Source organism: Cupriavidus sp. D384, from assembly GCF_001652915.1.
GTDB lineage: Bacteria > Pseudomonadota > Gammaproteobacteria > Burkholderiales > Burkholderiaceae > Cupriavidus.
This window is the reverse complement of the sequence record NZ_BBQI01000006.1, coordinates 21360-36128: the sequence shown is the minus strand read 5'-3', so window position 1 is coordinate 36128 and position 14769 is coordinate 21360. Positions and strand designations below refer to the sequence as shown.

Below are 14769 nucleotides of genomic sequence, written 5' to 3'. Positions count from 1 at the left end.
TCACATCGCACTCCGCGCGAACGGGAACAGGGCCAACGCGCAGGTGCTGGCCGGAGCTGGCCCTGTGGCGCAGGGCCAGGTCAACGAGGATTGTGCAGCTCGCAATCCTTTAACTAAGGTCGCCCTCCTGCAACAAAGGACGCCGATACGTTTCCGGAATCCGCACTATGAACAAGAATGCCACCAAGAATGTGCCAACCGCATAGTAGGCAGGCGCCAGCCTGTTGTGCGTGAGCGCCAACAGATAGGTACTCAGGAATGGCGCGGTGCCACCGAACAGAGCGTAGGCCGCGTTCACGCTGATCGATGCACAGCTCAGTCGCACGCGCGTCGGAAAGAGCTCAAGCAGAGCAATCGGGAGCGGTCCCCAGAACAGGCCGCCAGCGATCGCAATCATGCCCTGTCCCAGAATAGCTGCGGCCAAGCTTCCTTGACCAGCAAGCATATAACCGGGAATCAGCGTAACGATGGACAGCACCAGCGCGCCAAGAAGTACTGGCTTTCGACCTAATCGGTCGGATAAATACCCCCCAAGATTCATGGCGAGGAAAGCCAACATCAAGGCAACGCAGTTGGAAATCAAAGCATCGTTGGCACTCAGCTTGGTGGTCGTCGTCAGGTAGGTGACGAAGTAACCGGCCAGGGTGTAGAAGCCCAGACTAGACAGCGCGGAAAGTACGAACGTGAACAAGACCTCCGAGCGATACCGCTTAAGGGTTGCCAGAATGGGCTCGGGATTTCCGCGCCTAGTCGCTTTCATAGCCTCGAACGCTGGTGATTCTCCTACCTTTGCGCGAATATAGATGCCCACCAGCGCGAACGGCGCTCCCAGCAAAAACGGGATGCGCCAGCCCCAGGAGGCATAGCGCTCTGGCCCGAGTCCACTAGTAACGGCCAAGACGACGAGAGCAGCGACGATGGGGCCTACGTTTGCAAAGGAATAGGTGAACGCAACTGCGATGCCGCGGCGCCTCGCTGGCGCGTGTTCAGCCACGAAAGAGTTCGATCCGGTCGCCTCGCCAGCCGCCGACAGACCTTGCAGCAGGCGGCATACCACTAGGAGAACCGGGGCAAAAACACCAATCTGTTCGTAGGTGGGTAGCAGGCCAATCCCGACAGTGGACACGCCCATGATCAGGATAATCGCCGCGAGAGTGGACTTACGTCCGTAGCGATCTCCCAACCGACCAAACACGTAACCACCGAACAGCCGCATGATAAATCCGACGGCGTAGACGGCAAACGTTGACAGCAATGCGGCGACCGGGTCCGAATGGGGAAAGAACAGTTTCGCCAACATGGTCGCCGAGTACGCATAGACGACGAAGTCATACCACTCGACAAATTGGCCCAGCGCTGCTGAAACGACAACCTTGCGCATCGCGTGCTCGTCCGTCCCCGATGGTTGCGCTTGAACACCAGTGATGGAATCAACGTACGCCATTGCGCACCTCGCATTGCTCAGCATTGGTGTCAATAAGCATGTATCGGCGTTGAGACACGCATGGCAGGATCGTTCTGACATACGCCTGCCGTTCCATCGAAAGCTGGGCGCTGGCGGAGCCGGCATTTTCATGCACGCCAGCGATCACAGCACCCATAGGATCCACAATCATCGACATCCCGACGGAGTGGGGCGCTGGCTGGCAGCACGCCACGACGTAACAGGTATTTTCGATGGCACGCGCCCGTGCGAGCGTCTCCCACTGCAATGCCTTCAGAGGACCAGCCACCCATCCAGAGGCCACGATCAAGACATCGGCCCCTTTCTCAACCAGCAGCCGGCTCATCTCAGGAAAGCGCAGGTCGTAGCAATTGAGCAGACCAAACTTGATGCCATTGCAATCGAAGACGACCAGTTCCTCGTAGTCCGGCTTGAGCGGAACGCGATCATGCTTCTCGCTTTCCATAAAGTTGAACGCGTCGTAGTGATGCAGCTTGTCGTAGTGAACAGGCGCGGAGCCGTCTGGGCGCAGCAAACTGAGGACGTTACGCGAACGGCCGGCCGTGGACGACGGCAGATAGAGCCCCGCGACAATGGCAACGCGATAGCGCTCAGCGTATGCCTGTAGCGCAGCCTCAAATTTCGCGCTGTGCTGCTGGGCTGCTGCGGCAATCCTCTCCGCAGGTTCAGTGAACTGAAACATCACCGCTTCTGGGAACACTACCAACGACGAGCCGGCGGCGCTAGCCGACTCGACCACTTGCTCAATTTCGGCAAGATTGTGGGCGACGTCCAATGTGCCCGCAACCTGGCCTACGGTTACCGTGGTGCTCAATGCGGGGATTCCTAGATTCATTTCTACTGTCTCCTTGGTCTTACGAAGCGGCTGGCTCGCACCTGCCGGCATAACACCGACGTGTGATGCTCGGCATTGCCACGTTGAAGGCCATTCTTCCCGAAATTTAATATATCCTCCAATATCAATTGTGTCCGTATTGATGCCTGTATGTTATTAATCCACAGTCTCCCTGACCAACAGCGACTGCGCGCATTCCTGGCCGTTGCCCGTTACTTGAATTTTCGAATCGCGGCCGAGCATCTGCACATCGCACAGCCCGCCGTGAGCCGCGCCGTGAAGACGTTGGAAGAGGAGCTTGGGTTCAAACTGCTTGAACGTACTACCCGCCGCGTGGAACTGACTCCTGCCGGCGACGTGTTCGCGCGGCAGATAGAGGGGGCATTTGGACAGATCCAGCAGGCGGTCCGGCTGGCGAAAATGACGTCCGCTGGTATGGCGGGGACGCTCATGCTGGGCTATTCGACGTTGACGGTCTACGGACTGATATCGCAAGCAGTCGTGCAATTTCGCGGCAAGGTTCCCGATGCAGACGTGAGTCTTTACCTGATGTCTTCTCACGAACAACTGGCCGCCATAAATGATGGCACCATCGACGTTGGCCTGTTGCTGTCGGCTGCGTTCGATGGCAGTTGTCAGCACGCCCAGCTTTACCGCGAACGGCTTGTCGTCCTTGTGGCAAAGTCTGATCCTATCGCGAGGCGATCATCCGTGTCGGTCAAAGATCTTCGAGACATCCCTTTCGTTCTCGGCTCCCATGCTCGCTGGGGACCTTTCCGTTCGGTGGTCGACAGTGTCTGCCTAACCGCAGGGTTTCTTCCCAAGGTCGTGGAACACGGTGACGATATGCCGGTTCTGCTGCGCCTAGTGTCCTTGCGCCGCGGCGTAACCCTATTTGCGGAATCAGTCAAAGGATCCCTGCCCCCAGACATCACGGCAGTTCCCATTCGAGACGAACATGCCGTGCTGGATGTCAGTGTCGCCTGGCGTAATGGCCCACCATCACCATTGCTCGAGACGTTCTTAGAGTCGGTGAAAGACACCGCAGCGCGAACCGCAGTCGCTCCTAAAAGAGTTGCTCGTGCAACTCGCCCTGGACGCGGTCGACACGAAGCATGAGTGTTCGTGTTTTCTCATGAACTCCACCTGGCCAGGACTACGTTGGTCATTCCGAATGCCTCTATTGCGAAACGCTCACGCTTTAAGCGTCTTGCGCCGTGGGCTGCTGCCGTCCCAGTGGGTGCAAGCCGCCCGCCGGAAACATCCGGAGCAACGATGGAGGTAACGAAGTGGCTGAGGCCTTTGAGTAAGCGTGTCACGAAAAATCGGTGACAGCGCGAGTTGTGCCTGCCCTAACGCGAGTGAACGCTGAGCAAGCCTCGAAAACATCGACGCGCAGGCCGACCCGATAGCTAAACCGGGGGAAGGGTGAAACGACTGGATAGGTCGAGGGACTCGAGATTGAGCAACCTATCAGCTCCAATTAGCGTTCAGAAGCTGCAAATGGTATTACACGCGAAAGCGAAGGCAGAAGCCGGTTACCGCCTCGAGGCGCTGTTATGAAAAGCAAAAAACTTGGAGAACTCCGTCGGCTACGTTCAGGCTGCTCGTTTTGCCGGCTTAAATCCTTTCAAAGTGACGTAAGAGGCATAAATATAGTTATGTTAAATTAAATTATAAAAATTAGTAAGGCTTTCAAGTTTGAAAGTACGCGCCTTTTAGCCGGCTAAACGAAGTCTTCCAGCGCGCCAGAGAACTCCCGCATCTCTGTGTTGACCCCTTGCGTCGTCGCCCGCTATACTGTATGTATATACAGTACAAATCACTCATCGCAAGTGTCTCGCGCAGACAGTCTCGTCCTTCAGTTGTCCCTTTTGGAGGGCGTTGAGAGGGCTTTGCCTGCCGTGAACGCCGAAGTTGCGGAGCCATCTATTTCGGTCGGCCCTTCCAAGAGGATTGATCCGCTTATCGATCCCAGTGCGATTCATCCGTCGCTGTGGAGAGCGAGCCAACTGGCGCGACCTGTGGGCCGAGTCATCGCAAGCGGCATCCAGGCATTGGACGCGGAATTGCCGGGTGGTGGATGGGCGGAGGGATCTGTCTCCGAACTAGTCGTCAAGCAACCAGGCATCGGCGAACTATCAGTGCTCCGCGGCGCTCTGGACGCCGCAGCACAACGCAATCGCCCGATATGGTTGGTAGGGTGTCCGTCGGTCAGTCAAGGCTTTTTAAAGAACTGCCCAACGAAACGCGATCGCCGGCGAGTAGCCCACCGCCGGGCGGCACCCCGGCCCTTTTACTCGGCGGGAGTCGCATCCCCTATTGTTTTGTGCTCTTGTCGCTGGGACCAGTGTTCCGGCTGATCCACAGCAACGACGCGCTTCCCAACAGTGCCAGCGCAACCACCGGAAGTAGCGCAAGCCCATAACTTCCCGTCGACGTTTTGATCAGACCGACCAGCGAGACCATTCCGCCACCCACGAGGTTCGACGCCGCATTGATACCCGCCAGCCCTGCCGCAGCGGAACCGGAATCGAGCCAACCTGACGAAAGCGTCCAGAACGGACCCTTGAAAGAGTACGCACCACACAACGCCAGGCTCAGACCCAGCAGCGTAGTGGCGAGCGCGGGCGCTACCAGCGTCGACAGCAGTCCTATAGCGATACAGGTCAGCGGGATGGCAGTATGCCAGCGGCGCTCGCTGGTCTTGTCCGAATGCCGCCCCCAGAGCACCATAATCACGCATGCGAGTCCGTACGGTACTGCGTTGATCAAGCCGGTTTCCATCGTGGACAATCCAAACGACTTCAACAGTTGTGGCTGCCACAGCGACAGTGTCGTGCCAGCGGCCGACGCGCCTGAGCAGACCAGCGCCATGACGAGGAAATGGCGGTTCGACAGTAGCTTCCAGATCGATGCTTTGCCAACGAGCTTCTTGCCTGCACGCTCACTGTCCAAACGCTGTTCCAGCCATGCTTTCTGGTCATCGTTCAGCCATCTCGCGACCTGCGGTCGATCCGTCAGCACAAACAGGCACGCGATGCCGAGAAGCACCGTAGGCAAGGCCTCCAGGAGGAACAGCCATTGCCAGCCATTCAGGCCCAAGAAACCATGTACATGCAGCAATGCTGCTGAAAGTGGCGAGCCCAAGAAGCTGGCCAGCGGAATCGACACCATGAACGTGGCCACGATGCGAGCCCGGTAGGCCGACGGAAACCAGTAGGTCAGATACAGAATGACGCCGGGGAAGAAGCCGGCTTCGGCGGCCCCGAGCAGGAAGCGGACCGTATAGAACGAGGTCTCGCCGGTCACGAAGGCCATGGCGCCCGACACCAAGCCCCATGAGATCATGATCCGCGCGATCCAACGCCGCGCCCCCACCTTCTGCAGCGCCAGGTTGCTAGGCACCTCGCACAGGAAGTAAGACACGAAGAAGATGCTGCCACCGAGCCCGTAGACGGCGGCATTGAATCCCAGGTCCTTGTTCATCTCCAGCGCTGCAAAGCCGAGATTGACTCGGTCCAGCAAATTGAAGAAGTAGCAGACCATCAGGAACGGAACGATGCGCCAGGCAACCTTCCTGATCGTGTCGGCTTCCAGATTGGGCTCTTGGCGTTCGGCAACTACGGTGTACAACGTCTTGCTCCGGTTGTTATGCAAACTGATACAGACGGGTCGGGGTATCGACCAGAATGTGCCGGCGCACGCGCTCGTCCGGCGCCCACTGCTTCAGCAGGTCGAACAGCACAGCGTCGTCGGGCTTGTGTTTCTCCGTCGGGTGTGGCCAATCACTGCCCCATATCACCTGATTGGGGGCGGCTTCTACGAACGCGCGTGCCACAGCCGACATGTCGGCATAGGCCGGCGCGCCGGTCACGGTGTCCATGTAGGCCCCGGACAGCTTCACGTACGCCCTGCCCTTGCGCATGAGGCCCGTCACCACGCCAAACGCAGGATGGCTGGTGCCGGCTGGCTGCGGGATGCGGGCCAGGTGGTCGAACACGACCGGCGTGGGCAGCGCTTCCAGCACTGCGCGATGCGAGACGATCTGGTCGGCGTTCATCAGAACCTGGATATGCCAGCCCAGCGGGCTCACGCGGCGCGCCAGCGCTTCCAGCATCTGCGGTGTCGTCGTGCCCCACGATTGTGGCGAGACGAAATTGACACGCAGTCCCACGACGCCGCCATCGCGCAGCCGTTGCAGCTCCGCGTCAGCCACGTCAGCGTCAACCACGGCAATACCTCTGGCGCCATCGCCGAGTTGATGCAGTGCGTCGAGGGTGCAACTGTTGTCAATGCCGTACGTGGAAGGTGTGACCACGACGGTGCGTGAGGTACCAATGCGTGTCTGGAACAGGCGGTAGGCGCTGACCGGCGCCACCGGCGGCGGATTCTTCCAATGCGGTGACGGCACGAATCGCGGGTCGTAGATGTGCATATGACAGTCACACGCACCCTCGGGGGCAGCCAGCACAGGCGGCTGATCCCCCTCGGAGAACGGTACTGTTTGCCTGGATGCTGCCTGCGCGAATGGTGCGACCCCGGCCATCGTCAGACACGCGGCAACAAACCGGCGACGCGACCAAACCTGCGGTTCAATGCGATCAGCCATGACTCACTCCAGCGTGATGTTGGCCGCCCTACCCACGCGGCTCCATTTGGCAATATCGGCCTTCTGGGCCTCCGCGAGCCGGTCAGGGGTTCCGCCAACCACCTTGATCCCCAGCTTGCCCAGTTGTGCCTTGACCTCCGGATCCTGCAAAGCCTTGTTGATCTCGGCGTTGAGCCGCTGGACGATCGCCGGTGGCGTGCCGGCCGGCGCGAAAATTCCCTGCCACTGCTCCGCCTCAAAGTTCGAGATGCCGGCTTCGGCCATCGTCGGCACGTTTGGCAGGGTCGGCACGCGGGCTGACGTGGCTACCGCCAAGGCGCGGAGCTTCCCTGCCTGCACGTGCGGAAGAATCGGCGCGGTGGGTGCGAACATGAAATCAACATGGCCAGCCATGACGTCCTGAATCGCCGGAACGTCGCCCTTGTATGGCACATGGGTCATCCGCACATTTTCCTGCTGCTGCAGCAGTTCCGCCGACATTTGCAAGATGGTGCCGTTACCGCCCGACGCATAGCTCACGACGCCAGGCTTGGCTTTGGCAGCGGCGACGAGGTCCTTGACGTTCTTATAGGGACTGTTGGGGCCGACGATGAGCACACTGGGGATGGTGCCCAGCAACGCCACCGGCGTGAACGACTTGACCGCGTCATATGGCAACTTCGGGTTCAACGCCGGATTGATGGCGTGCGAAGCCGTCGATGCGCCCAGCAGGGTGTATCCGTCGGGGGCCGACCGCGCGACAAAAGCGGAGCCGATGGCGCCTGTGGCTCCGGGGCGATTCTCAACCACGATGGTGGTATGCAGCGCTTCGCCGACCTTGCGCGCAACCAAGCGCGCCAAGATATCGGTCGTGCCACCTGCCGGGTACGGGACGACGTAGTTGATGACCTTGTTGGCGGGCCAGTCCGTTTGCGCCTGGGCCGAGCCAGCGGCGAGCGAGGCGACGACCAGGCACATCGAAGTGCCGAGCGTGCGCATGCGCTCGGTCAGTTGAAACGTTGCGAACATCATGTCTCCATTACTTTCTTAGGTACCACTCAGGCCGGGGTAATTTCCCCGAACCCGTAAAGCGACTCCGGATTGCGAACCAGTATCTGGTGCGCCGTCACGGGTGATCCGCACCAACCGAGGAAGGTCCGCAGCACTGCAGCGTCCTCAATCGGTCCATTACCCTTTGCTTGGGCCGAAGGATGCGGCCAGTCCGATCCCCACACCATCCGCTCCGGCGCGAGGCGCAGGAAGTGCGTTGCCAAAGGCTGCATGTCGCGGTAATGCGGTGCGCATTCGCGCGATTCGATGTAGGGGCCTGAGAGCTTCACCCAAGCCTTGCCAGCGGCCACCAGATCCGCGATGACGCGGAAGGCTGGCTCCGCCTGCGGCCTACCGAGCGGCAGATGGCCGTAATGGTCGAATACCACCGGCACCGGCAACCTGCCCAGCATGCCGGCCGCATCGGGCAGCCACTCGGGCGGGATATTGAGTTCGGCATGCCATCCGAACGCGGCAATCCGCGCGGCCAACGTTGGCAAGTCGTCGAGCGATACCGGCGCGGGCAGCGTGAGGTTGAACCGGATGCCACGGATACCAACCTGGTGCAGCCGCGCCAGTTCAGCGTCAGTGACATCACCCGCCACCACCGCCACGCCGCGTGCACACTCGCCCAGCGCCTTGATGGCATCGGTTGTGCTGGCGTTGTCCGTGCCGTAGGTCGAAGGGGTCACCACGATCACGCGTTGCGTGCCCAGCACGCGCTGGACCTCCCGGTAGTCGTCGACCGAGGCATCGGCCGGCCGCAGCTTCGCGCCCGGCGCCACCGGGTAGCGGCCGCTATACACGTGCATATGGCAATCGCACGCGCCCGCGAATTCGACGACAGGAGTCTGCACGGGGGTCATGCCACGCGTCCTCCGTGCACCGGGGCACCGCCCTGGGGCATCTCTGCGCTGAGGATCGCGCCAGTGGTAGATTCGGTCATCAATAGCGTCTTGCCGTCGGGACCACCAAAGCAGAGATTGGTCAGGGAAGCGCCAACCGGCGTACGGATGACTTCGACCGGCTCGGCACGATGATTGAGCACCCAGACATAGCCGAGCCCCGGGTTCGCCACCAGCAGGAAGCCGTCGGCGCGCATCGCCAGTCCGTCAGGGCCGCTCGCCCCATATGACGAGAAGAACTGCCCGACCTTGCTGACCGACCCATCGGCCTGTAACGGCACGCGCCACACGCAGTTCCCGCGCGTCATCGCGACGTACAGCACTTTCTGGTCCGGTGACAGCACCAGGCCATTCGGGCTCGGCGCGTTGCTAAGCAGGGCATCGAGCTTGCCCTCCGGCGACAGGCGGTACACGCGCCCCGTGGGGTCGTGCATGCCGGTCTGGCCCTGATCCGTGAAGTACAGGTTGCCGGCTGCATCGAAGGTCAGGTCGTTCACGCCACGGAAGCGCTCGGAATTGCGGCGCTCCAGGAACGGCGTGACGGTGCCCGACTTCGGGTCCAGTCGTATCAGGCCATTGCGGTAGTCGGTGATCAGAAAATCGCCGCCGGCCAGTCGCTTCATGCCGTTCGGCTCGCCGTCGTACTCGGCAACCAGCTCCCAGGCGCCCTGCATCGACACGCGAAACACGCGGCCGTAGGGAATATCGGTCACCCAGAGATGGCCGTCCGACCAGACCGGCCCTTCCAGGAAGGAATCGGTCAGCGCCCCGCCGCGATTGGCCTGCGACCAGGCGTTGTTGCGGTCCTGCCGGCGAAACGAATCGGGCAGCCGCGTCAGTACGGTGGCATCGCGGACGGTGGGTGGCTGAAGCAGAAACATCGTGGCTCCCCGGTTATTGCTTTTCGATATTGGCCTTCTGCGCGACGGTGGCCCATTGCGCAGTTTCCTTCTGGATCAGTTGCGCAAAGGCGCTGCTGTCCAGATTCCCAGGCTGCGAACCCATCTGCGCGAGGAATTGCTTCATGTCGGGGGACTGGAGCGCACGCTGGACCTCTGCCTGCAGACGGGCGATGACCTCCTTCGGCGTGCCCTTCGGTGCTGCCAGGCCGGACCAGTTGAACAGGCTGAAGCTCGGCACGCCCCCTTCCGCAAAGGTCGGCACATTCGGGAAGACATCGACGCGCTGCTTGCCGCTGATACCCAGCAGACGCATCTGGTTGCCCTTGACCGGCGCCAGCGCGGTTGGCGTAGAGACCACGAGCAGATCGACACTGCCACCGAGCAGCCCGACCATCGCCTCACCGGCGCCCTTGTACGGCACGTGCATCAGCTTGATGCCGGCGGCCTGCTGGAACGCCTCGGCGGCGAAGTGAGGCGAGCTGCCCGGGCCGCCGGTGCCAAACGTCACCTCGCCGGGATGCGCTTTCGCATAGGCGATCAGTGCGGCGAGATCCTTGAAGCGTGAATCGGCTTTCACGCCCAGCACCACTGGCGAGAATGCGAACGGTGCAATGGGCACCAGCGCGGTCTGATGATCCCAATTCAGCTTCTTGAACACGTAGGGCAGCGTTGTGTACGAGTTGTCGTTGGCCAGCAGCGTGTAGCCATCCGCAGGGGCATTGACGACCTGCGTGGTGCCGATGGTGCCCGACGCGCCGGGCTTGTTCTCGACCACGAAGCTCTGGCCCATCTGCACGGTCAGTTTCTGCGCGATCTTGCGCGTGACCACGTCGACAGCGCCACCCGGCGGGTTGGGCACGACGATCCGGACTGGCTTGTCCGGGTAGGCGGCCAGCGCCGAAGTGGCCACGCCAGCCAGCCCGGCCAGCACTGAGGCGACGGCCAGCGGCGCCGCCAGGCGAGAGAATGCGCGATGCAACATCGTTGTCTCCTAGCACCTGTGGCGGGTCGGGGCTGTTTGCCCGACCCATCGTGGTGCCTGTATCTATTGTGGAAAGCGCTGAGGCTCCCCTGCTTCACTTACGCCGACGTGGCGGCTTCCTGCAGCACAGCCAGTACGTTCTTTGCCGCACCCACGCCCATGTTCACGTAGGCCGCGTCGCTGACCCCGCCGATATGCGGCGACAGGATCAGGTTTGGGATCTGCTGGAACGGGTGCGGCGCGACCATCGGCTCGACGGCGAAGCTGTCCAAGCCGGCTGCGTAGAGCTTGCCGCTGGCCAGTACCTCGGCCAGCGCCGGCTCGTCGATCAGGCCGCCGCGCGCCGTGTTGACCAGAATCGAGCCATCCTTGAACTGCGCCAGCGTCTCGCGGTTCAGCATGCCGCGGTTCTCTTCCGTCAGCGGGCAATGCAGCGACACCACATCGGACTCACGGTAGATCTGCGACAGGCTGTCCACCAGCGTCACGCCCGCCGGGGCGGACTTGGCGTACGGGTCGAATGCGATCACGTTCATGCCCAGCGCCACACCGGTCGTCGCGGCACGGCGGCCGATCTCGCCCAGGCCCACCAGGCCCAGCGTGCGGCCGCTCAGCTCGATGGTCTTGTGCGTGGACTTGTCCCAGTGGCCGGCGCGCATGCGGTCGTTCAGATGCGGCACCGACTTGGCGCAGGCCAGGATCAGCGCCCACGCATGCTCGGCCACGGCGGCAGCGTTCGCACCCACGGCGGCCTTCACCGCGATGCCGCGCTCGGCGGCGGCCTTCTGGTCGATCACGTCGATGCCGCTGCCGTGCTTCGAAATCACCTTCAGCGACGGCGCGGCGTCCATGATGCTGGCGTTGATCTTGCCGTAGCGCACGATGATAGCTACCGGGTCCTTCTCCTTGGCCAGCGCCAGCACGGTCTCTTCGCTGCATTGCTTGCCAGCGAAGGTCACGTCGAAGTCCTTCAGCAGTTCAAGCGCCTGCGGCGCCAGGTCGTTGCCAGTAACCAGCAGAACGGGTTTCTTGATGCCGCTCACAGCGTTTCACCTTCAGCCAGCACGCCGGCGGCACGCAGTTCCTTGTCCAGCCAGCCCGGACGTAGGTCGCCGGCCTTGATGGCGGCGATGCGCTTGGCTTCGGCATCCACCTTCTTCTGCGCCAGTTCCAGGATCGCCGGCACGTCTTCACGCGGGATGACGACCACGCCGTCGGCATCGCCCACGATCAGGTCGCCCGGGTTGACGGCGACGCCGGCCACCGATGCCGGCCAGTTCACGAGGCCGCCGATGGCCTTGGTGGGGCCGCACGGGTTGGTGCCGGCCGAAAAAATCGGGAACGGGCCGTTGGCGAGCTCATGCGAATCGCGCACGGCGGCATCGATCACGAAGCCGGCAAGGCCGGAAGCCTGGGCTTGCGTGGTCATGATCTCGCCGCACAGGGCGGCGGTCTGGTCGCCCTTGCCGTCGACCACGATCACGTCGCCAGGCTTGCCGATGGCCAGGGCCACGTGGAACATGAGATTGTCGCCGGGACGGACTTCGACGGTCAGCGCCGGGCCGCATACCTTCATCGTCGACGACAGGCCCTGCACCCGTGCGTTCAGAGTGCCGCGACGGCCGACCACATCGGCCAGGATGGCGGCCTGGAACTTCGAGGCCCGCTCGACCAGTTCAGGGGAAACGCGCTCAAAATCGCGACGGATCGCGGGGGATGCTTTGGCTTGGGTGCTCATTTACAACTCCAGATGTGACGGACGAACAAAGTGGATCTGATTACTGCGGCGACTTCGTGGAAGCGACCTTCCAGAGGCCTTCAAACTTGCCGCGCTGCGTGACCATGTGCTGGCTCCACGCCGCGCCGGACAGATAGGAAACGCCCCGCGCCTCGTTTACGGCGCGCGTCAGGAACTCGGGGTCCTTGGCAGTGGCTTCTATGGCCGCCTGCAGGCGCCTGGCAATCTCCGGCGGCAGCCCGCGTGGCGCGGCGAACCCGCGCTCGGAGGACACTGTGATGTCAAGCTTCTGCTCGCGCGCCGTCGGCACGTCTGCCACCACGCCGGGGCGGCGTTCGCTGCCCAGTTGCGCTAGTACCTTCACGTCCTTCGACGCGCGGTCGGCTTCGGTGTACTCGGTGGTGCTCATCGCCATCACGTCGATGTGATGGCCAAGCAGGCTGGTCTTGGTCTGCGACGTCCCGGCGAACGGGATGTGGTTGACCTTGGCGCCGGTGGCCTGCTGCAGCGCCAGCGCCGCCATATGGCCGTTCGTGCCGATGCCGTTGCTGCCCATTGCCAGCCCTTCGGGATTGGCCTTCAATTGCTTGACGAGGTCGGCCATCGAGGTCAGCTTGCTGTCGCCAGCCACCACGAACATGGTCGGGTCGTCGATGACGCGCGCCAACGGAACAATCGCTGCCGGGTCGTACTTCGGCTTGCGCTGGATCGGAATCGTCAGAAACGACGGCGTCGAGATGATGCCGATCGTGTAGCCGTCCGGCGCAGCGCGCGACAACGACAGGTAAGAGATTTCGCCAGAGGCGCCGGGCTTGTTGACCACGACGATGCGTGCCTTCCCACCCAGATGCTTCTGCAGAAACGGCGCCATGGCGCGCGCAAGCAAGTCGGTACCGCCACCGGCGGCAAATCCGACATATAGCTCGATGGGCCGGTCCTCAGGCCACGCAGCGTGGGCTGACGCCGCGGTCATCGCCATGGCTGCGAAGAGAAGAACTCGGGATCGAATCGCTTGCATGTGTTGTCTCCTTTCTTGTGCGTTGTACTGTGTACAACGTCGTTTCACAAATTTGAGAGAACTATAGTCGCTCCACGTCATCGTTCCACTAGGCGTTTACCCGTGTACCATACAAAATATCGTTGTACACAGTACAATGATCGAAACTACGTCGGAAATGAAAAATGAGTAATCACGGGGTAGCCGCCGTTGAAAAGGCCCTCAGCCTGCTGGATTGCTTCCGGCTGGGCTCGGAAGTTCTGTCGCTTGCGCACCTGTCGACGGCGTCGGGGATGCATAAGACGACCGTCTTTCGCCTGCTGAACTCGCTGGAGAGGATGAGCTATGTGGTGCGCACGGCCGATGGCCGTTACGCGCTGGGCCCCCGCCTGCTCTATCTGGGCAAGCTGTACGAGCAATCGTTTCAGCTCGGCTCCGTCATCGAGCCTGTGTTGCAGGAGCTCGCCCTGGCCACGCGGGAAAGCGCGTCGTACTACGTGCTTCACGGCGACGAGCAACGCATGTGTCTCTACCGCGCCGAACCCAGTGAAGGCCTTCGAGAAACCCGTCTGCCCGGGACAATCTTGCCGCTCGACGACACGGCGATTGGTTCAGTCATCAAGTACTGGGCCAAGGGGGAAGCCGCAGCAAATCGCGAGGAACCGCTGCCGTGGTTCACTTCGGGCGTCCGTGACCTCTATACGGCAGCGTTTGCCACACCGCTCTTCGGCTCAGGCGACAAGTTCCAGGCTGCGCTCACACTCTCCGGGCCCGCTTCGCGGCTGCAAGCAGCGGAGCGCTCGGAAATTGCGCGCGTTCAGCTCGTCGCCGCCTCCAAGCTCTCGCGGTTGCTTGGCGCCAGTTCGGCATGGTGCGAAAAGGTCTACAACACCGCAGCTCTCGTGCACGACTGACGAAATGCCGTTGCGCTTTGCCGCACCGGATCACCCCCCCTTCTGTTGTCAGTGCGGCGCCTCGACTGTCGTGCCATGCATGTACCACGCGCCTTCTGATTTGTAGTCCGCGACGGCATCGTGGAGGTTGCACTGGTTGTCCTAGATCAGCAAATCGTGCAGCGCTTACCGATGCCAGTAAACATTCTCGGGCTTAGTCGAGTGAGCACAGACGCTGGAGAATGGCTCCGCTTTCATCGTGCGGCAGTCCAACGATGTGCGAGGTAAAGCCTGAGTTCACTAATGAAACTCGGGGGCCGCCGTAAAAACGGCTACAGCATTTTGAGGCGACCCGTGCCGGCCACTCTCTAAGGGAAATTTTCGTCTCCGGCTTGGCCATGAGACGCCAGT

At 61.6% G+C, this 14769-nt stretch carries 13 protein-coding genes; 2 read left to right on the top strand and 11 right to left on the bottom strand.

Annotation, left to right across the window (positions count from 1 at the left end):
* Positions 1 to 109 precede the first annotated feature (109 nt).
* Complete coding sequence (locus A9J21_RS01940) at positions 110 to 1381, bottom strand: MFS transporter (protein ID WP_066731462.1); 1272 nt, start codon at positions 1379 to 1381, stop codon at positions 110 to 112.
* A 49-nt stretch (positions 1382 to 1430) separates the two neighbouring features.
* Entirely contained in the window at positions 1431 to 2300 is an 870-nt protein-coding gene (locus A9J21_RS01935) for a nitrilase-related carbon-nitrogen hydrolase (protein ID WP_066731335.1), read from the bottom strand.
* Between the two features lie 150 nt (positions 2301 to 2450).
* On the opposite strand from A9J21_RS01935, the gene A9J21_RS01930 reads away from it, so the two are divergent.
* Complete coding sequence (locus A9J21_RS01930) at positions 2451 to 3419, top strand: LysR family transcriptional regulator (RefSeq protein WP_066731333.1); 969 nt, start codon at positions 2451 to 2453, stop codon at positions 3417 to 3419.
* A 1200-nt stretch (positions 3420 to 4619) separates the two neighbouring features.
* Here the strand turns inward: A9J21_RS01930 and A9J21_RS01925 are convergent.
* The 9 genes from A9J21_RS01925 to A9J21_RS01885 form a co-directional block, all read right to left on the bottom strand.
* Positions 4620 to 5936, bottom strand: a complete 1317-nt coding sequence (locus A9J21_RS01925) for an MFS transporter (RefSeq protein ID WP_066731460.1) — start codon at positions 5934 to 5936, stop codon at positions 4620 to 4622.
* Between the two features lie 16 nt (positions 5937 to 5952).
* Positions 5953 to 6912 carry an amidohydrolase family protein gene (locus A9J21_RS01920; protein WP_082926180.1) on the bottom strand — a complete coding sequence of 320 codons (960 nt, stop codon included), beginning with the start codon at positions 6910 to 6912 and terminating at the stop codon, positions 5953 to 5955.
* Positions 6913 to 6915: 3 nt separating this feature from the next.
* Positions 6916 to 7890, bottom strand: a complete 975-nt coding sequence (locus A9J21_RS01915) for a tripartite tricarboxylate transporter substrate binding protein (RefSeq protein WP_066731459.1) — start codon at positions 7888 to 7890, stop codon at positions 6916 to 6918.
* A 59-nt stretch (positions 7891 to 7949) separates the two neighbouring features.
* Entirely contained in the window at positions 7950 to 8807 is an 858-nt protein-coding gene (locus tag A9J21_RS01910; protein WP_066731328.1) for an amidohydrolase, read from the bottom strand.
* Complete coding sequence (locus A9J21_RS01905; protein WP_066731326.1) at positions 8804 to 9727, bottom strand: SMP-30/gluconolactonase/LRE family protein; 924 nt, start codon at positions 9725 to 9727, stop codon at positions 8804 to 8806. The genes A9J21_RS01910 and A9J21_RS01905 overlap by 4 nt, the downstream gene beginning before the upstream one ends.
* Before the next feature lie 13 nt (positions 9728 to 9740).
* On the bottom strand, positions 9741 to 10730 hold the full coding sequence (locus A9J21_RS01900; RefSeq protein WP_231906777.1) for a tripartite tricarboxylate transporter substrate binding protein: 990 nt from the start codon (positions 10728 to 10730) through the stop codon (positions 9741 to 9743).
* Between the two features lie 98 nt (positions 10731 to 10828).
* On the bottom strand, positions 10829 to 11773 hold the full coding sequence (locus tag A9J21_RS01895; protein WP_066731323.1) for a hydroxyacid dehydrogenase: 945 nt from the start codon (positions 11771 to 11773) through the stop codon (positions 10829 to 10831).
* Entirely contained in the window at positions 11770 to 12468 is a 699-nt protein-coding gene (locus A9J21_RS01890; protein WP_066731321.1) for an RraA family protein, read from the bottom strand. Before A9J21_RS01890 ends, A9J21_RS01895 begins: the two co-directional genes overlap by 4 nt.
* Before the next feature lie 40 nt (positions 12469 to 12508).
* Positions 12509 to 13486, bottom strand: coding sequence for a tripartite tricarboxylate transporter substrate binding protein (locus A9J21_RS01885; protein ID WP_066731318.1), 978 nt, complete (start codon positions 13484 to 13486; stop codon positions 12509 to 12511).
* A gap of 164 nt (positions 13487 to 13650) precedes the next feature.
* On the opposite strand from A9J21_RS01885, the gene A9J21_RS01880 reads away from it, so the two are divergent.
* Positions 13651 to 14379 (top strand): IclR family transcriptional regulator, encoded by a 729-nt coding sequence (locus tag A9J21_RS01880; protein WP_066731315.1) that lies wholly within the window; start codon positions 13651 to 13653, stop codon positions 14377 to 14379.
* Positions 14380 to 14769: the final 390 nt, after the last annotated feature.